A 17,361-nucleotide genomic window follows, 5' to 3' on the forward strand; every position below is an offset into this window, starting at 1 on the left:
TAACCCCTCGGAAAACCGAGGGGTACCTAAGGTGGATTACTAACCCATTTTTTTAATAACCCAAAATCTTTAACATGCTTTGAGCAGTTTGCTCTTTGGCATATAACCAATCTTTTAATTGCCCGTTTTTATCGTAGCCTACCACTACATGCTTGGGCGAAGGAATGAGGCAATGTTTAATGCCTCCGTACCCGCTCAATTGATCCTGGTAAGCTCCCGTGTGGAAAAACCCGATATACAAAGGCTCTCCCGCGCTTTTAGTGGATGTAGTAGATTCTCCCGTTTCCACCAAGTTACCCAGTTTGGGCAAAAACACGGCATTAATATGTTCTTCCGAAGTGTAGAAATCATATCCGTCACAGGTTAGTCCACCTAAGTGTACCTCCTGATATTCCTGGTCCCATTTGTTAATGGGGAGCATCAGGAACTTTTCCCCAATACCCCAGGTGTCTGGCAAGGTGGTAATAAAAGAGCTATCTATCATATACCAGATCTCGCGATCGTTCTGCATTTTTTCACCAATCACGCTGTAAACAACAGATCCGCTCTCGCCTACAGTATAAGAACCAAATTCGGTGTAAATATTAGGCACCGGCACCTTGTTCTTTTTACAGATAGACTTGATATTGGATACAATTTCATTCACCATGTAATTGTAATCGTAATCGAACCCCAACGAATGCTTGATCGGAAAACCGCCACCAATATTAATACTGTCTAACTCCGGACAAATCTTCTTCAACTGGCAGTACAGGTTCACCACGCGGTTAAACTGGCTCCAGTAATAGATATCGTCTTTAATCCCTTTATTCATGAAGAAGTGCAGCATTTTAAGCTCAAACTTCTCGTTACCTTTCAATTTGTCTACATAAAATTCCAAAATATCTCTGGAGCGAATACCCAGGCGACTGGTGTAAAAATCGAAAGTTGGTTCTTCCTCGGTGGCAATACGCATACCCACTTTCACTTTCTTTCCCCGGGGAATATTCTTCTGGTAATCGTCCAATTCCTCTTTATTGTCCAGGATAGGCAATACATTGCTAAACCCGCTATTAATTAGCTTGGAGATAGCCTTTGTATATGCTTTGGTTTTATAACCATTACAAATAATGTAGGTATCCTTGGAAAGCTTCTTTCTCTCGTAAAGCTTATTAATAATATCAATATCGTAAGCAAAAGATGTCTCAATATGTACCCCATGCTTCAGGGTTTCCTCCATAATGAATGAAAAGTGAGAACTTTTGGTACAATAACAGTAATAATAGGCTGCATCGTACTTGTTCTTCTTGATGGCATCCGCAAACATCTTCTTTGCCTTATTGATCTGCATACCAATTTTAGGCAGATAGGTCAGTTTAAAGGGCGTGCCGTATTTATCTATCAGCCCTTTCATGTCCAGGCCATTGTATTCCAGATAGTTATCCTTGACTTCAAAACCTTCCTGTGGAAATTCAAAAGTCTGATTAACGAGGTCCGTGTAGGTATTATTCATTTATTCCTTTGAATGAAATTCAGCGTTAGTAAAATTTATTCAGATAAATGTTATCACCTCACTGGTAAACTCCTGGTTTATACACCTACGTCAGTTCGGAATCCAGTAAAATTGGTTGCAAAGCTAAATATTTTGCCGTATTGCGGCGCAATTTTCAGCAGGTTTTTTACAAAAAACAACCAATAAATTATTTTTATTATAAATCAATCAGTTACATGAATTCATCTATAATTAAATATTAAATATCGAATCGTTTAATCGCCTGTTTGCCTTCGCAGAATAGCAAATCTAATATGCTAAGGTTGGGCAGGAAGCCGGTACGCTCACCAAAAACTTGCGTATAAACAGGCAAATCAATGCTTTGCGCATTTTTATCGCCAGGACGGTGGGTGTTACGTGCATCAGTAACTCCACTTTCCGGCAGATACTCATTAACATACTCATCTGTAAGTGTGTAAGACAGTTCCAGCCCCAACCGTTTGTTTACCCAGTCAAAACAGGCCAGGTTCCAATCCAGCAGGCGCTCAAATGGCTGCTCAAAGAGGGGTCTAAGTTCATCTTCATAGTATTCGAACCAGGGGGAGCGGCGGTAGGAGGAGACCAAAGTTTTCCAATGTTGATCCTGCCATTTTTCTTCATTACTGATTTTAACATCCCTTACAAGCGTTCTTTGGTTCTTTCCTTTGGTAAGGGGCACCGACAATAAAATACGGCCATTAGGGCCTGCAATGTAATAACGGTTTCGAAAACTTACTTTTTGATAGTGTTCCCACTGCTCCAAAAGCAATTTTTCGCACTTAATTAAAGTTTTATAGAATGTAATATTTGGAAACAATTGAGATTCAATAAGTAATGTTCCTTTTTTTTGTTCCTCTGACATAGTGTCCTAACCGTATTTAAAAAGCTTAAAAATTCATCAATCTGTAGGCTCAATAATTTATGTTTCTACATTTGACAATTAATTGTAAGTAATTGAAATGCAGCTCATAGAAAAATATAAAATATGCTATTATAGTTAGCAATTTATTTTTTCAGGTAGCTGCGTTTCTCCTTGCAAAATTACTAAAGTTGTTAGTAGAAAAATCGTTCATTTTCAGGTAATTTTATTTAAAGTAAAATGTAAGGTGAAAAATAAAAGCTGTGCTCTAGAGCAGCAAAATGCAATTCGAAAGAAAGGATGAAGGATTAGCAATATGGATGGGTACGGTAGAAAGTAACCCTACCCTATTATATATTTGTCACTAACGAAACGTATTTGTCACATAAGATGTGTTCGCTAAAAAGACTTATTCTTTCAATAGAGCGAATTAAAAAAAAAGAAATTCAATTTTTATAGATGAGCTTGCATGGATCAATTAAAATTTAAGGATGTAGAAAATCGCTATTAGGGCAGGCAAAAATCCATTCCCCATCCTTTTTTTTTAATTTTTACCACTTAAAACTGAGTTCTTAGTTTTAGTCCGCCGGATCGTCCAGTTAAATGTTTCCTATTTTCAGCGCCGGATGTTTGAGATATTGGCCGTTTCGCGTAGGTTTGGGATCGCAAAAAATAATACATGAAGAAAGGATTTTGGATTGGCCTGGTGGCGCTTTGCTGGATAGGCAGCAGCGCCTGTGAGAAAGTAAAGGATCTACAATTTGTAAGGGTGGCCGGTGTAACCTTCGAATCACTTGGTTTTACCCAAAGCAAGGTGCGCATTGAGCTGGCCTATTACAACCCCAATGGTTTTAATCTCCGCCTTAAAGATGCTTCTTTCGATCTTTTTTTTGATGACGTGCCTGTTGGCCATTCTGTTCAGGACACCATGATAGACATACCTTCCCGCGATACGTTTTATTTTCCGGTAAAACTGGACATAAATATGAAAAATGTCTTTAGCAACGCCCTTAGCGCCCTGTCTAACCGGGAAGTTACCATCCGTGCCACCGGCAACTGCAAAGTAGGCAAAGGCGGGGTATACCTCCCCTTCCCGATCAAATGCGAGACCAAACAGCAGCTAAACTTTTTTTAAGCCTACCGGCTATAACAATAAAAAAGTCCAGTTTTCAGTAAGGCATTGCCTTTGATGAAAACTGGACTTTCTGTTTTTGACCTGTGGTTGAAGCGCACAAGGTTACCAACAAAAAACCGGAAACTGTCTTTTTGTAAGTACCAGTTTCCGGTTATAGCGTTATTTTATGGAAGCTTTAGTGTTTCTTGTCAGGCATACCCCCGCCATCTTCCGGTTTTTTGCAGCAGAGCGGCAGTTTGTCATAAGCCTCTTTATCTGCAGTTACGTTATCGGCGTCGAAGCCGGTATTGGCAATGGCCGTTTTAACATTCTCTATATTGGTGCGGTCAGTGAAGTATTTTACCGTGGCCGTTTTGTGTTTCCAGTCTACTTTTAAGGATTGTACCCCCTCTTCATGCCCTACAAAGCGCTCAATTTTCTGGCTGCACTCTTCGCATTGCACCGTTGGTAAGTTAATCTTGGCAGTGGCTAACGTGCCCTTCTTGGCCTGGGCCGATACTGCGCCGGCCCCAGCCAACAGCAACACCGTCATTAATTGGATGATACGCATACTTTTCAATTTTGCACTCTAATATAGTGGAATATTTAATATGAAAACAAGGGCGACTCGGTTTTAACAAGGAATAAACAAAACCGGGGTACCGTGAAAATTTTTACTTACCCCAGGTATCGGGGGATATTCTCCATTCCTGTAGCATGGCTACATCCGCTTCAGACACCAGGCCTTTTTCTACCGCTACGGAGATCAGGGCATTATAATTACTCAGGGATTTATAAGGTACGTCTGCCGCTGCGAAAGCCTGTACGGCTTTTTCGAACCCATAATTAAAGATAGAAACCATACCCACTACTATACCTCCGGCTGCGCGGATAGCCGATACTGCTTCCAGGCTGCTCTTGCCGGTAGAGATCAGGTCTTCTACCACTACTACCTGCTGGCCTTCCTGCAGAACGCCTTCGATCTGGTTGCCCATGCCATGTTCCTTGGGTTTGGAGCGCACATAAATGAAAGGCAGTTTTAGCTGATCTGCCACTAGGGCTCCATGGGGGATGCCTGCTGTAGCTACGCCTGCAATCACCGCCGCATCCGGAAAAGTTTCAAACACCACATTGCACAGTTCGGACTTGATATAGTCGCGCACGTAGGGGAAGGAAAGTAACTTGCGATTGTCGCAATAAATGGGCGATTTCCAACCGGAGGCCCAGGTGAAGGGCTGTGCGGGGCTTAATTTTACCGCCTGCACCTGCAGCAGTTTCTCTGCTACCTGTTTTTCACTGATGTTTTGCATGTCGCAAAAATAATAAATTAGGCTTAACCACCTGCGGTTTACTGAAACCTGCTACGGTAAAGGTTTCCGCGCTATACGGTGTATGCCGGTGATTTCTTTATCTTTGTATTATGACTATGCTATACACGATCTTCATCGACGAACGGCCTTTAATGCTCAGCGATTCCATTCATGGCATTCCTGCCGAATGGCTGAATGCGCCCTTGTACACCCAACCGGATCATGCGCAGATAGCTGCTTCCATCCACGACCTCAAAACTGGTAAATATACCGCCACGATACTCATAGCTCCCGATGTGAATGCCTTGCTGGAACAGGTAAAGTCTTACTTTACCGTACTGGTGGCAGGCGGAGGCCTGGTAGTAAATAATGAAGGCGCAGTGTTACTCATGTTTCGACGTGGCAAATGGGACTTGCCTAAGGGAAAGTTGGAAGAAGGTGAAACAATTGAGGCGTGCGCTTTGCGGGAAGTAGCCGAAGAAACCGGCCTGACCAGCATATCCCTGCTGAACAAGATAACTGAAACCTACCACTATTATTCTCATAAAAACCGGCCCCTTCTCAAACATACCATTTGGTTTAAGATGCAATTCACCGGCACCGAGCTTACCGTTCCGCAGATTGAAGAAGACATTATGGACATTCAATGGATACAACCGGAGAATATTGGTAAATATATGCAGTACTCTTACCAGAACATCCGATCCGTGTTCGAAAAGGATGGCTTTCAACTTTAACTTAATACTGCCCTATAAGCTAAAAAGACTGTCATTTCGAATGACAGCCTTTTTTTTATACACTCTTTGAGCATTTTACCCTTTATCTTTTTTAGAAATGACGGCCACGGTAAGGCGGCTCACACATACCAGGCGGTGGGCGTCGTCAGTAATGCGGATATCCCACACGTGGGTAGTATTGCCCAGGTGTAAAGGCTTAGCCACGGCATGCACATAACCGTCGCGCACACCACGCAGGTGATTGGCGTTGATCTCCATGCCCACGCATATTTGCGTTTGCGGATCGATGATCAGTGCGGAGGCCATGCTGCCCACGGTTTCTGCCAGCGCGGCGGAGGCGCCGCCGTGCAGCAACCCGTATGGCTGCCGGGTCTTTTCATCCACCGGCATCATCATGCGCAGGTAATCTGGCCCGATCTCGGTAAACTCCATACCCATACAAGCGGCCAAGGTATTATCTCCCCGCTCATTAAGCGCATCCAGAGACACATTCATCGTATGCCAGATAGATTTCATGTTAGGTATAATTTGATCATTGAAAAGGTAAGCATTTCCCCAGAGCCGCCTATGGCTTTTTTACAGACTGCCATACGGCGGCAGGTAATAATCGGCTGGCATCTCCGCTGTTACGGATTACATCGCGGACCAGCGTACTGGCCAGGGTGCCTACATTTGGACTGCTATTGAGGAAGTAGGTTTCTATGGATGGATCCATCATACGATTCACTTCCGCGATAGCTTTTTCATATTCAAAATCGGTGAAAGACCGTATGCCACGCAGGATGTAGCGGGCGCCTATAGTTTGGCAACATTTTATAGTAAGTCCTTCATAAGTGAGGGCTTTTACTTTAGGCTGATTTTTATAAATGTCGCGGATCCAGGCTTGGCGCTGCTCTACCGGGAACATGGGTATTTTGGTAGCATTCACTCCTATGCCTACTACCACTTCATCGAAAAGTTCCAGTGCCCGGTCAATGATGTCGGTATGGCCGAGGGTAATGGGATCGAATGTGCCTGGAAATAAGCAGATACGTTGCATGGCTCAGGATTTAGAAATGCTTTGTTTCAGCGATTCGCGGTTAATGAAAAAGCTGAAAATGGTAGTACCATAATTCTTTTCCAGCCGGTAATAGTCGTATTGTTCATAATGGTTACGGGGTGTATGTTCTAACACAAACCAGCCTTCAGGATGGAGCAGTTCCCGTTCAAATATAATTTTTGGCAACTGATCGATGGTATTAAGCGCGTAGGGAGGGCCTGCGAATATGAAATCAAATTTTTCGGTACACTGCTCCAGGTATTTAAACACATCCATGCGTACCAGCTTCAAGTGTTCAATCTTTAATTGCGCGGCGGTTTTCTGAATGAAATCTGCCATGGCAGGGTCTTTTTCCACAATTGTCTGATCGCGTGCACCCCGGCTGTACAATTCATAACTGATGCTGCCGGTTCCGCCAAAAATGTCTAGCGTTTTAAGGGTAGAAAGGTCCAGGTTATGTTGAATAACGTTGAACAATCCTTCCTTGGCGATATCTGTAGTGGGCCGGGTATGGGGCATGTTGGTAGGGGGCTGGAACCGTTGTCCGCCCATATCGCCTCCGATTATACGCATAAGGCCAGTGCATAAAGATTTTGAAAATAATGGGCGGGAAGTTCCTGCATTTTCCCAATGTAAAGGAAGCCTGGCAAGCGTTCCTGCCATTGCACTTGCGGAACAAAACTGCGCAACTCTTCTACGAGGGCATCTGCCTCGGTAACAGCGCCGCCTAATTTTACCTGGGCCTTTTGTTCATCCAGGTTTAATTGGCGCAGCATATTGGTGAGATAATAAACGATATCCAGGCCGCCCTGAAAGTTAAATTCCTGCTGGCAAAGTAGGCGCCCAAATGCATAGGCGGTAAGGGTTACCTTAGGCTGCTGTATTTCAATATACACAATGCCATCACGCTGCTGGTAGTCCCGGTCGTACACATAGGAACGGAGCAGGGCGGTATTGGCATTAATTACTTTGTCGGTTGAAAATTCTTTGCGTAAAAAACCTACGAGGTCCTTATCCAATCCATACACATTTACCACTTCCAGTTCATCTATGGTATCGGTCAATACTGCTTCCTGCATTTTTTCAGGAAACAGAAGGTGCAGGTATTCCTTTTTAAGATTGCTGTTGTAAAATTTGGCAGGTATCAGGGTTTGATTGGAGAGGTCAAAAGCCAGGAGTACGGAGCGGAAGGCGGTAAACAGCAGCCGGTCTGCATCAAATACTTGTTCTATCATCTCCAGTTCGGCCACAGCGGCTTTTTGCGGTTCAAAGCGGTAAGATTTCATGGCCAGGAACTTGTTCTCCACTGGTTCAAACACCACATAGCTGAACGAGCCTGCTCCCACCAGCACCAACAGGTGGCAGGTAGTAAGATCCGTTTCCAATAAAGAAGAGTCGTCCACGGTAAACGCAGGCTGTATTTGATGCACTACAGACATAGTCTTAATTTGTTGCCTTCAAAAATACAAACTTCCCTGCTGCTATTGCATATCTTCCAGCAATTTCTTGCAGTTTGCCTTGAACTTTGGATCGTCCTGGTGGATGGGGCGCAGGGCAGGCACCTTACGCAATATTTCCTCGGCCTTGTCTATTTGGTCGTTTTTCTTATAGGCAATAGCCAGGTCGTAATAGTTAAGAATAAAACCAGGGTTTAACTGGCGGCATTTTTCGAAATCGGCGATGGCATTGGCCAGGGTTCCATCGGGCAAGCCGCCGAAGAGCATTTTGGCGGCACCTTTTTCGAAGGCATTCAGGGTGGCCACTTCATAATTCCATTTGCCCAGCACATACCAGGCTTCTCCAAAGTTGGGGCGAAACTTGATGGCCAGTTCTGCATATTGTTTCACATCTTTAGAGGCGGCCACTTTGTCTTTGGCCCCAGCAATCAGTGCAATGCGGCCCATCGCTACTGCCATGGCATAATTGGCATCCGGGTCATTGGGTCCTACAGCCAATGCCTGCGCAGCATATGCTTTTGCTTCCTCGAAAAAACGGCTTTTAGCCTCTTTTTTCTCCTGCCGATCACCCTCCCGGGAGTCTAAAAGGCTGGCCCAGGTAAGGGCGGTGAGGTTATTAGATTGAATTTTCAACACCTCCTTATATTTATTAAGGGCGTCTACTTCTTTCATTTGTTTTTCCAACTGATCGCCTTGCTGCAACAATTCTTCCACCGTCTGCGCCTTGGCGGGCAGGCAAAAACCTAGCATAGCGGCAAAAAGTAAACCTCTGAACATAGAAAGAATATTTATATATAAAAATAATGAAAAAAGGGGTTCCAATCTTTAGGCTGTATCGTAGCAGCTAAAAAACGCTTCGTGGAGCAGTCGCCCCGTTCAAAATGTTAACAAAAATTGTTCCCTGGCTGAAGGAAACGGAATGTGTATGCTTAGTATTGCTTTTCCAGTGTTACCATAGAATGCTGTACCTGCCCCCCCAATGGCGGGTGGAGCTTGCGAAGTGTGACGATGCTTTTGCGGATCATCGCGTATTTTTCATGCATAGCCAGGCTCATATCCTGCACCACTTCTTCCAACAAAGGCCTTGGACGGGTCATTACTTGTTGTACAATATGAAACAGTCCTTCATAGTTTACGGTTTCATATAAATGCGTAACGGGCTGGTGTTCTTCAAAACTCACCGCCACGTCTACGATGAACCAGTTGCCCATCACGGTTTCCTCCGGATAAAAACCGTGGTATGCGTACATCTCTATATGCTCCAATGCGATCGTTAACATGCCTTTCAGATTAGGACCTCAAAGCTACGACATCCTTATAATGCAAATTCCAATCCTGCACTGGCGGATTGGAATTTGCTATATTATTTTCAGGATGTCTCGTTTGGATTAGTGTAATCCCTTGGCAGACAGGTAACGCTCTGCGTCCAAAGCGGCCATACAGCCACTGCCGGCGGCGGTTACGGCCTGGCGGTAAATCTTGTCTTGTACGTCGCCGCAGGCAAAAACGCCTTCGACCTTTGTTTTAGAACTGCCTGGCACCGTTACGATGTAGCCTTGTTCATCCAATTCCAGGTAGTCGGCAAAAATGCCGGAATTGGGCTGGTGTCCAATGGCCACGAAGAAGGCCTCTACCGGTATCTCTTTGGTTTCCTGGGTTTGGATATTGCGAATACGTACACCGTGTACTTTTTTATCTCCCAGCACTTCATCGGTTTCTGTGTTCCAGTACACGATAATATTAGATGTTTTTAATACCCGGTCCTGCATCACCATAGAGGCGCGCATTTCGTGTCGGCGCACAAACATATGGACGGTGGTGCAAAGTTTGGAAAGGTACAATGCTTCCTCAGCAGCAGTATCTCCCGCCCCTACTATGGCTACTTCCTTATTGCGGAAGAAAAAACCGTCGCATACGGCGCAAGCGGAAACGCCGCTACCATTGAGCCGTTGTTCGGAGGGCAGGTTTAGCCACTTGGCAGAGGCCCCGGTGGCAATGATCACTGCATCGGCGGTGATTACCTTGTCTTCATCGATAGTCACTTTATATGGCTGACTGGAAAAATCGACGGAAGAAGCCATACCATAGCGGATATCAGCTCCCATACGATTGGCTTGTTTTTCGAAATCCACCATCATTTCCGGTCCCTGGATACCTTCAGGATAACCCGGATAATTTTCTACTTCGGTGGTAATGGTGAGCTGGCCACCTGGTTGGATGCCTTGATACAGTACGGGTTTAAGATTAGCACGGGCGGCATAGATCGCAGCGGTATAACCTGCCGGGCCTGACCCGATGATTAATAAATGTACATGCTCTAACGGCTGGTTGTTTTCCATACTATTATTTATTCCTTTTTAATCTGTCATGATGATAGTGGCATACTGTACGGAATATCCGCCCCAGTAGCCTTGTGTTTCCGGTATGTTCCCTACTATCACAATGGGTGATGAAAAGGGATTACCGTTATTGTTGAACGAGAAATCCAAAGTACGCCAAAAATTATAGGTTGCCCTGTCTATACCACAAAATTTTACCGTTACCGTATCCTTCAGCCTGAAATAAGCATAGGTCTGATAGTCGATCTTTTCATTGCGGTTTATGCCCCGGTCCAAAGTGATATTGGAGGGAGCACCATTTACCAGGTCGTCATTTTCAGTAGAAAATAATCCCGGATAAAAAGGCTCTCGGTTGCGTTTTGTAAAATAGCGTACAAAGTTACCCTTTTCCGGTGGATCTGAAATGCGCACTCTTAATTCTGCATAATTAGAATCTCCATCATAGAGTACCCGTTTGTACCAGATAGAGTCCAGGGTCATATGGCTGGAGGGGATGGTGGTACTGGATATGTAGGTTTTGCCCTCGGCCACTATTTTCAGACCGTAATTATGACCGGGGATGCCCCGGTTAGGCTGGCGGCTACTGTCTGCCGTGTAGTAATATATGGATCCGCCTACTGTATCACGGCTGTACTCCCGGAGGTCATAATTATAACCATTGTCGGTAACGGTAATGGTGGCTCCGTGCACATAATTGTTTTTCGTTTGAGTACTGTCCAGTCCAGAAAAGTAACCCAGGCTGTGGCTTAGCACCACTACAGGATAGGCGCCCTGCTCTATTTTTCCTTCTATCACCAGTTGGGAAACCGTATTAGTTGAATGTATATGCACTTCTTTTTCGCAAGAGAATAGTCCCAGCAGTACAATAGGCATTGCAAAACGTCGCATGGTGTAAAGTTAAATCCGGCCCAAACCGGCAAAAATAAAGCCGGCCTGTGCGGATAACACAGGCCGGCAGTCAAAATTTTTGTATACTGCAATACGATATGTCTTAGCCGAGGTAGGATTTCAGGGCTCCACTATAGCGTGCTTTCTGCAAGCGTTTGATTGCTCTTTCCTTGATCTGGCGGATACGTTCTTTAGTAAGGTCGTATTTCTGGCCAATTTGTTCAATGGTAGCGCCATTTTCGCCATCAAGGCCAAAATAGGCGTTTACAATTTCGGCTTCGCGGGGGCTCAGGGATTTGAGTACACGGCGAATTTCTTCGCGGAGAGAATCACGCATTACATCGTCGTCGGTAATGTCGCCGCCTTCCAGAAGGTCGCCCATTGCTACATCTTCGGCTTCGTGCACGGGTGCATCTAGCGACATGTGGCGGGTATTGCTTTGGAAAATATTATTAATTTCGGATTCTGACATTTCCAGGATTTCGGCCAGTTCTTCAGTAGAAGGCTCGCGTTCATTTTCCTGTTCGAATGCCATATATGCCTTATTGGCTTTATTATAAGTACCGATCTTATTTTGCGGCAGGCGCACTAACCTACCCTGCTCAGCCAATGCTTGTAAAATAGACTGACGAATCCACCATACTGCGTAGGAGATAAATTTAAACCCTTTGGTTTCGTCGAAACGTTGCGCTGCTTTGATCAACCCTAAATTACCCTCGTTAATGAGGTCGCTGAGGCTCAAGCCCTGATGCTGATACTGCTTTGCTACGGATACTACGAAACGCAAGTTGCCGGTCGTTAATCTTTCGAGCGCCCTTTGATCACCCATCTTAATCCGCTGAGCGAGAACCGTTTCTTCTTCAGGAGTCAACAAAGGAATCTTTGAAATTTCCTGCAGATACTTCTCTACCGCCTGCGAATCGCGGTTGGTGATCTGGGTGGCAATTTTAAGTTGCCTCATATAGAAAGTGTTGTTTTATAGATGATTAAATAATTGACAGCGGCGCAAATTTTTTGTTGAATATTCAGAAAAATTCTATCTTACAAAATTTCTGCACCGTAAATAAGCCTGCAAAGATCGTGCTAATGCTGCACTCTGCCAAATTCTTCCTGCCAACGTTTTAGCATAAACAAAATAATAAATATAAACGACAAATGCTATTGTTTTAGTTCAGCCAACCAGCGCCTTTAAGTAAATTTTAACAATTGATAAATAGGCTGCTTTAAATTGTTATTTTCACTAATTTATTTTCATTTTTCTTATAATATTTTTAAAATCTAATGGCTGATTTCAGAAGCGACACCTTCACAAAACCTACGCCTGGTATGCTGGATGCGATGATGCATGCCCGGGTGGGTGATGACGTGTTTGGAGAAGACCCAACGGTAAATGAACTAGAGGCCATGATGGCAGACATTTTTGGCAAAGAGGCAGCTCTTTATTGTGCATCCGGCACCATGAGTAATCAGGTGGCCATTAAGGTACACACCCAGCCCGGTGATGAAGTAATTTGTAGCGACCTGGCGCATGTGTTCGTGTATGAAGGCGGAGGTATTGCTTACAACGCAGGCTGCCAGGCCCGTACCCTTACCGGCGACCGTGGTATGATCACTGCTGCCCAGGTGGCGGCTGCCATTAATCCTAACGATGTACACCGCGCCCGTACTTCCCTGGTATGTTTGGAAAACAGTTCCAACCGTGGTGGAGGTGCCTGTTATAACTTTGAGGATATTCTTAGTATCCGCGAAGTATGCCAGCAGCATAATTTGGCCCTTCACCTGGATGGCGCCCGCCTCTTCAATGCTTTGGTGGCTACAGGAGAAACGCCTGAACAATATGGACAGGCATTTGATACCATTTCTATTTGTCTAAATAAAGGACTGGGCTGTCCCATGGGCTCTGTGCTGGTGGGCAGTAAGGCATTTATAAAAGAAGCGCGCCGTGTGCGCAAGAAACTAGGCGGCGGCCTGCGTCAGGCAGGCTTTATGGCCGCAGCCGGTATCTATGCACTGGAACATCATATACAGCGGCTGGGCGAAGATCACCGCCATGCAAAGATGATCACTGATGCGCTGATAACCCGTTCCTTCATAGGCCACATCTTGCCGGTGGAGACCAATATCATCATCTTCGACGTGCTGGAACCGTGGACACCGGTTTCCTTTTCTGAACACCTGGCTAAGGAAGGCATCCGTGTGGCGGCCATCTCCCCTACCCAGGTCCGCATGGTCACCCACCTGGACGTGACACCGGATATGGTGCAGCATACCTGCAGTGTAATCTCCCATATGCATCATCATGCCTGATCCATATCACACCTCTTTATAAAAGCGGCGCACCGGTAAGGATGCGCCGCTTTTATATTATTCCAAACAAAACGACCAGCGGACAGGCCGTTATGCCTGGCAGGATTACCCAAATCCTACGTAAGATATCCTTAATCTGGCAGGCCAAAGAAGGCTTTCACCTGCGAATAATTATGCCAGTCGAGATTTTGGAACACATCCTTCTGACGACCGCCACTCACCCCACCGGGGATAATGATATAGCGGTATTGCAGCAGGGTGCTAAGCACTACCGAAGCCGTATTATCATGCGTGAAACGGGTGATCAAAATCTTTTTGAGCATGGGTGTAAAAGATATGGTGTTGGGCTTACCACCGGCATTGCTGGTATAAGGAAGCACAAACGTACCACCCCCGTATGTAAAATAAACGATCACTGTGCCGGAGTTCAGGATGTTGGTGGTTAAAGACGGAGCAGCGACATAACCTATTTTCAAAACCGAATTATCGATCGTGGAATCGTTGAAATTGGTAGCGTATACCCAGTTGGAGTAGATCACGTTTGCCGTGCCAGTGGCACCAATAGCACCTTGTTCGCCGGTATCTCCTTTATCTCCCTTCTCGCCGGTGGTTCCTTGCGGACCAGCGGGGCCTTCGGGGCCTGTCTTTCCACAGGAAATGATCGTGAGGAAGCACACGAATAGCGTAACGGAGAAAAACATTCTCCATGAAGAAATTTTCATACAGTAGATGTGTTAAAGGTTTAAATTAACTGATTGCCTTGCAAAAGAATGGTGATTGAATGTTTAAAGAAACTCGTTTATCTGTGGGGTATATAAGCATATAGTGCTGGATACTGCAAACCGCTATCATGGCGGATTACAGACAACATTTGTAGGTATGTTACATGGACAATGCCGTGCTACAGGCCACTTTGCGATCAGCAGGGTGAATCCAATTAAAAATAGCAAGTCAATGTTTGACGGTATTGTAAAGATGTCACGCATTCCGCGGAAAGCAAACCTGCATTTATTGGATGGCAATGATTTTTGGACACGTGGTGGATTTTGAACGATAAATGTACTTCACCATTACAGATTTCCCGCTTTGCGGAATGTCAGTTATTTTTGCACACTTATATTTTAGACAGCAATGGAATTATCGAAAAATTACCTGCCTGCGGCAGCCGAGGAGAAATGGTACCAGCACTGGATGGACAAAGGCTACTTCCGGTCTCAACCGGATGATCGTCAGCCATTTACGGTAGTCATCCCCCCCCCGAATGTGACGGGTGTATTGCACATGGGGCATACGCTCAACGAAACGGTGCAGGACATACTAGTGCGGCATGCCCGCATGAGCGGGTTCAACGCCTGCTGGGTACCTGGATCGGACCATGCGTCCATAGCCACGGAAGCCAAGGTAGTAGACATGCTCAAAAAAGAAAAAGGCATCGATAAATCGCAGCTTACCCGCGAAACCTTTTTACAATATGCCTACGAATGGAAAGATAAATATGGTGGTATCATCTACAACCAGATCAAAAAACTGGGCTGTAGCTGCGATTGGGACCGGGTGACCTTCACCATGGACGACCATTATTATGCTGCGGTGATCAAAGTGTTTATTGATCTATACCAGAAAGGACTCATCTACCGGGGTGCGCGTATGATTAACTGGGACCCTGCCGCCAAAACTGCCCTGAGCGATGAGGAAGTGGAGTACCGCGAAGTGGAAGGACGCCTTTTCCATATAAAGTATCAGCTGGAAGGCAGTACGGAGTATATCACCATCGCTACTGGCCGCCCCGAGACCATCATGGGTGATAGCGCTATTTGCGTAAACCCGACCGATGAACGCTATTCCCACCTGAAAGGACAGTATGCCCTGGTACCGCTGATCAACCGGCGTATTCCCATTATTTTCGATGAATATGTGGATAAGGACTTTGGTACCGGCTGTCTGAAAGTAACGCCGGCGCATGATATTAACGACTACAACCTGGGACTGAAACATAACCTAGAGATTATAGACACGCTTAATGACGATGGCACATTGTCTGCGGCGGCCCAGATTTACGTAGGCCTGGACCGCTTTGTGGCGCGCAAGAAGGTGGTGGAAGAGCTGAAAGAAAAAGGCCTGTTGGTGAAGGAAGAAACCTATCCTTCTAAAACCGGCATGTCGCAACGCACCAATGCGGTAGTAGAGCCCCGCATTTCCACCCAATGGTTCGTAAAAATGCCAGAGCTGGCCAAACCCGCGCTGGATGCGGTAGTAAGTGGAGCAGTAACCATTCACCCCGGTGATAGATTCATGGCTACTTACAAATATTGGATGGAGAATGTGAAGGATTGGTGCATATCCCGCCAACTGTGGTGGGGGCAACGCATTCCGGCCTTCTACGCACCAGACGGTACTTTTGAAGTGGCCAACAGTGCCGGGGAAGCACTGGCGCAATTCCAGGCAAAAAATCCGGCATTCGCCTACAGTGTGAACGATCTTTCGCAGGACGAAGATTGCCTGGATACCTGGTTCTCTTCCTGGCTATGGCCCATTCAAGTATTTAAAGGCATTACGGAGCCGGAGAATGCAGACATTAATTATTACTACCCCACTTCTGTGCTGGTAACCGGCCAGGATATTATTTTCTTCTGGGTGGCCCGTATGGTCATGGCTGGCCTGGAATATAAGCAGGTAAAGCCTTTCAGCGATGTGTACTTTACCGGTATGGTACGCGACAAGCAAGGGCGTAAGATGAGCAAGTCACTTGGCAACTCGCCGGATCTGCTGGAACTAATTAAACAGTTTGGCGCGGATGCGGTACGTTTTGGTATTATGATCTCCTCTCCTGCGGGCAATGATCTGCTATTCGACGATAGTAGTTGTGAGCAGGGCCGCAACTTTGCCAATAAGATATGGAACGCGTTGAAACTGGTGAAGATGTGGGAGACCCGCCGCAAGGGCGATGCCAACGCATCTACCAAAGACAATTTTGCGGTACAGTGGTTTGCCAACCGCCTGGCAGAAGCCAAGGCCAGCGTGGAAGCAGCTTACAAAGGTTTTAGGCTGAGTGAGGCATTAAAAATCATATACAGTCTGGTATGGGACGACTTCTGCTCCTGGTACCTGGAATGGATAAAACCTAATTTTGAACAGCCCATCGATGCAGCCGTATTCCAGCAAACCATCACCTTTTTTGAAGAGCTGATGCAATTGTTGCACCCCTTCATGCCTTTCGTGACGGAAGACTTGTATCACCACCTGGCCAACAGGGCTGAAGGGGATGACCTGATCATTAAACAGTTTTCCACCCCAACTGCCACAGACGGGGCTTTACTTACCGCCGGCGATCTCGCCAAGGAAGTGATCACCGCTATCCGTGATGCGCGCAACAAGCACAGCATAAAACCAAAGGACTCCATTGTACTGCACATAGAAACCAGTAATGAAGCGGCCTTTGGTCCCATCAAATCCATCCTGGCCAAACAGGTAAATGCATCGGACATTTACTTTGCCCAGGCTGCTGTAAGTGGTGCCATTGCGCTGGTGATCCAGAAAGATAAATTTTATCTGGAAACAGAAACGGCCATGGACCCGGCAGCCCAGAAAGCCCAGCTGGAGAAAGACCTTGCCTATTACGAGGGCTTCCTTCAATCAGTAGACAAGAAACTTTCTAACGAACGTTTTGTGCAGCACGCCAAACCGGAAATTATTGCACTGGAGCGGCAAAAGAAAGATGACGCCGAAGCCAAGATCAAGGCCATTGGGGAAAGTTTGAAGGCTTTATAATTTTACGCTTGTAATAACGTTTTGAGAAGGGAA

Annotated in this window: 18 protein-coding genes; 4 read left to right on the plus strand and 14 right to left on the minus strand. The window is 45.7% G+C overall.

Going from position 1 to position 17,361, the window contains the following annotated elements; genetic code table 11:
- Positions 1-52: 52 nt before the first annotated feature.
- Both GA0116948_RS11680 and GA0116948_RS11685 read right to left on the minus strand, forming a co-directional pair.
- On the minus strand, positions 53-1,492 hold the full coding sequence (locus tag GA0116948_RS11680; protein WP_089712345.1) for a type III PLP-dependent enzyme domain-containing protein: 1,440 nt from the start codon (positions 1,490-1,492) through the stop codon (positions 53-55).
- Positions 1,493-1,730: 238 nt separating this feature from the next.
- Entirely contained in the window at positions 1,731-2,372 is a 642-nt protein-coding gene (locus GA0116948_RS11685) for a WbqC family protein (protein WP_089712346.1), read from the minus strand.
- Between the two features lie 676 nt (positions 2,373-3,048).
- Here GA0116948_RS11685 and GA0116948_RS11690 point away from each other — a divergent pair.
- Positions 3,049-3,504 (plus strand): LEA type 2 family protein, encoded by a 456-nt coding sequence (locus GA0116948_RS11690; RefSeq protein ID WP_089712348.1) that lies wholly within the window; start codon positions 3,049-3,051, stop codon positions 3,502-3,504.
- A 175-nt stretch (positions 3,505-3,679) separates the two neighbouring features.
- On the opposite strand, the gene GA0116948_RS11695 is transcribed toward GA0116948_RS11690, so the two are convergent.
- Positions 3,680-4,054: a heavy-metal-associated domain-containing protein gene (locus tag GA0116948_RS11695; protein WP_089712350.1), complete on the minus strand. Its 375-nt coding sequence runs from the start codon at positions 4,052-4,054 to the stop codon at positions 3,680-3,682.
- Positions 4,055-4,157: 103 nt separating this feature from the next.
- The gene (gene pyrE / locus GA0116948_RS11700) at positions 4,158-4,793 is read right to left on the minus strand and encodes an orotate phosphoribosyltransferase (RefSeq protein WP_089712352.1); all 636 of its coding nucleotides are present in this window, start codon (positions 4,791-4,793) and stop codon (positions 4,158-4,160) included.
- A 110-nt stretch (positions 4,794-4,903) separates the two neighbouring features.
- On the opposite strand from pyrE, the gene GA0116948_RS11705 reads away from it, so the two are divergent.
- Positions 4,904-5,530 carry an NUDIX hydrolase gene (locus GA0116948_RS11705; protein ID WP_089712353.1) on the plus strand — a complete coding sequence of 209 codons (627 nt, stop codon included), beginning with the start codon at positions 4,904-4,906 and terminating at the stop codon, positions 5,528-5,530.
- Between the two features lie 75 nt (positions 5,531-5,605).
- On the opposite strand, the gene GA0116948_RS11710 is transcribed toward GA0116948_RS11705, so the two are convergent.
- From GA0116948_RS11710 to GA0116948_RS11750, 9 genes are all read right to left on the minus strand, one after another.
- On the minus strand, positions 5,606-6,046 hold the full coding sequence (locus tag GA0116948_RS11710; RefSeq protein WP_089712355.1) for a hotdog fold thioesterase: 441 nt from the start codon (positions 6,044-6,046) through the stop codon (positions 5,606-5,608).
- A 49-nt stretch (positions 6,047-6,095) separates the two neighbouring features.
- Complete coding sequence (gene coaD / locus GA0116948_RS11715; RefSeq protein WP_089712357.1) at positions 6,096-6,569, minus strand: pantetheine-phosphate adenylyltransferase; 474 nt, start codon at positions 6,567-6,569, stop codon at positions 6,096-6,098.
- Between the two features lie 3 nt (positions 6,570-6,572).
- Complete coding sequence (locus GA0116948_RS11720) at positions 6,573-7,142, minus strand: RsmD family RNA methyltransferase (RefSeq protein WP_089712359.1); 570 nt, start codon at positions 7,140-7,142, stop codon at positions 6,573-6,575.
- Positions 7,133-8,008, minus strand: a complete 876-nt coding sequence (locus tag GA0116948_RS11725) for a DUF3822 family protein (protein ID WP_089712361.1) — start codon at positions 8,006-8,008, stop codon at positions 7,133-7,135. The genes GA0116948_RS11720 and GA0116948_RS11725 overlap by 10 nt, the downstream gene beginning before the upstream one ends.
- A 42-nt stretch (positions 8,009-8,050) precedes the next feature.
- Complete coding sequence (locus tag GA0116948_RS11730; protein WP_089712364.1) at positions 8,051-8,803, minus strand: tetratricopeptide repeat protein; 753 nt, start codon at positions 8,801-8,803, stop codon at positions 8,051-8,053.
- 152 nt (positions 8,804-8,955) lie between these two features.
- Positions 8,956-9,306 (minus strand): dihydroneopterin aldolase, encoded by a 351-nt coding sequence (locus tag GA0116948_RS11735; protein WP_089712365.1) that lies wholly within the window; start codon positions 9,304-9,306, stop codon positions 8,956-8,958.
- 108 nt (positions 9,307-9,414) lie between these two features.
- Positions 9,415-10,365: a thioredoxin-disulfide reductase gene (gene trxB, locus GA0116948_RS11740; RefSeq protein WP_089712367.1), complete on the minus strand. Its 951-nt coding sequence runs from the start codon at positions 10,363-10,365 to the stop codon at positions 9,415-9,417.
- 18 nt (positions 10,366-10,383) lie between these two features.
- Positions 10,384-11,253: a DUF4249 domain-containing protein gene (locus tag GA0116948_RS11745; RefSeq protein WP_089712369.1), complete on the minus strand. Its 870-nt coding sequence runs from the start codon at positions 11,251-11,253 to the stop codon at positions 10,384-10,386.
- 103 nt (positions 11,254-11,356) lie between these two features.
- Entirely contained in the window at positions 11,357-12,214 is an 858-nt protein-coding gene (locus GA0116948_RS11750; protein ID WP_089712370.1) for a sigma-70 family RNA polymerase sigma factor, read from the minus strand.
- Positions 12,215-12,534: 320 nt separating this feature from the next.
- Here GA0116948_RS11750 and GA0116948_RS11755 point away from each other — a divergent pair, with 320 nt between their 5' ends.
- A complete protein-coding gene (locus tag GA0116948_RS11755; RefSeq protein ID WP_089712372.1) occupies positions 12,535-13,560 on the plus strand; it encodes a threonine aldolase family protein in 1,026 nt (341 codons plus the stop codon).
- Between the two features lie 131 nt (positions 13,561-13,691).
- Here the strand turns inward: GA0116948_RS11755 and GA0116948_RS11760 are convergent, their stop codons facing one another.
- Positions 13,692-14,282, minus strand: coding sequence for a collagen-like protein (locus GA0116948_RS11760; protein WP_123891776.1), 591 nt, complete (start codon positions 14,280-14,282; stop codon positions 13,692-13,694).
- A gap of 409 nt (positions 14,283-14,691) precedes the next feature.
- Here GA0116948_RS11760 and GA0116948_RS11765 point away from each other — a divergent pair, with 409 nt between their 5' ends.
- Entirely contained in the window at positions 14,692-17,328 is a 2,637-nt protein-coding gene (locus tag GA0116948_RS11765; RefSeq protein WP_089712377.1) for a valine--tRNA ligase, read from the plus strand.
- The last annotated feature ends 33 nt before the right edge of the window (positions 17,329-17,361 follow it).

Source organism: Chitinophaga costaii (genome assembly GCF_900094705.1).
GTDB classification, from domain to species: Bacteria; Bacteroidota; Bacteroidia; order Chitinophagales; family Chitinophagaceae; genus Chitinophaga; species Chitinophaga costaii.

Bases quoted from the DNA above. Each gene is read 5' to 3' on its own strand.
- GA0116948_RS11680 (WP_089712345.1), bottom strand. From the start codon at position 1,492: ATGAATAATACCTACACGGACCTCGTTAATCAGACTTTTGAATTTCCA.
- GA0116948_RS11685 (WP_089712346.1), bottom strand. From the start codon at position 2,372: ATGTCAGAGGAACAAAAAAAAGGAACATTACTTATTGAATCTCAATTG.
- GA0116948_RS11690 (WP_089712348.1), top strand. From the start codon at position 3,049: ATGAAGAAAGGATTTTGGATTGGCCTGGTGGCGCTTTGCTGGATAGGC.
- GA0116948_RS11695 (WP_089712350.1), bottom strand. From the start codon at position 4,054: ATGCGTATCATCCAATTAATGACGGTGTTGCTGTTGGCTGGGGCCGGC.
- pyrE (WP_089712352.1), bottom strand. From the start codon at position 4,793: ATGCAAAACATCAGTGAAAAACAGGTAGCAGAGAAACTGCTGCAGGTG.
- GA0116948_RS11705 (WP_089712353.1), top strand. From the start codon at position 4,904: ATGACTATGCTATACACGATCTTCATCGACGAACGGCCTTTAATGCTC.
- GA0116948_RS11710 (WP_089712355.1), bottom strand. From the start codon at position 6,046: ATGAAATCTATCTGGCATACGATGAATGTGTCTCTGGATGCGCTTAAT.
- coaD (WP_089712357.1), bottom strand. From the start codon at position 6,569: ATGCAACGTATCTGCTTATTTCCAGGCACATTCGATCCCATTACCCTC.
- GA0116948_RS11720 (WP_089712359.1), bottom strand. From the start codon at position 7,142: ATGCGTATAATCGGAGGCGATATGGGCGGACAACGGTTCCAGCCCCCT.
- GA0116948_RS11725 (WP_089712361.1), bottom strand. From the start codon at position 8,008: ATGTCTGTAGTGCATCAAATACAGCCTGCGTTTACCGTGGACGACTCT.
- GA0116948_RS11730 (WP_089712364.1), bottom strand. From the start codon at position 8,803: ATGTTCAGAGGTTTACTTTTTGCCGCTATGCTAGGTTTTTGCCTGCCC.
- GA0116948_RS11735 (WP_089712365.1), bottom strand. From the start codon at position 9,306: ATGTTAACGATCGCATTGGAGCATATAGAGATGTACGCATACCACGGT.
- trxB (WP_089712367.1), bottom strand. From the start codon at position 10,365: ATGGAAAACAACCAGCCGTTAGAGCATGTACATTTATTAATCATCGGG.
- GA0116948_RS11745 (WP_089712369.1), bottom strand. From the start codon at position 11,253: ATGCGACGTTTTGCAATGCCTATTGTACTGCTGGGACTATTCTCTTGC.
- GA0116948_RS11750 (WP_089712370.1), bottom strand. From the start codon at position 12,214: ATGAGGCAACTTAAAATTGCCACCCAGATCACCAACCGCGATTCGCAG.
- GA0116948_RS11755 (WP_089712372.1), top strand. From the start codon at position 12,535: ATGGCTGATTTCAGAAGCGACACCTTCACAAAACCTACGCCTGGTATG.
- GA0116948_RS11760 (WP_123891776.1), bottom strand. From the start codon at position 14,282: ATGAAAATTTCTTCATGGAGAATGTTTTTCTCCGTTACGCTATTCGTG.
- GA0116948_RS11765 (WP_089712377.1), top strand. From the start codon at position 14,692: ATGGAATTATCGAAAAATTACCTGCCTGCGGCAGCCGAGGAGAAATGG.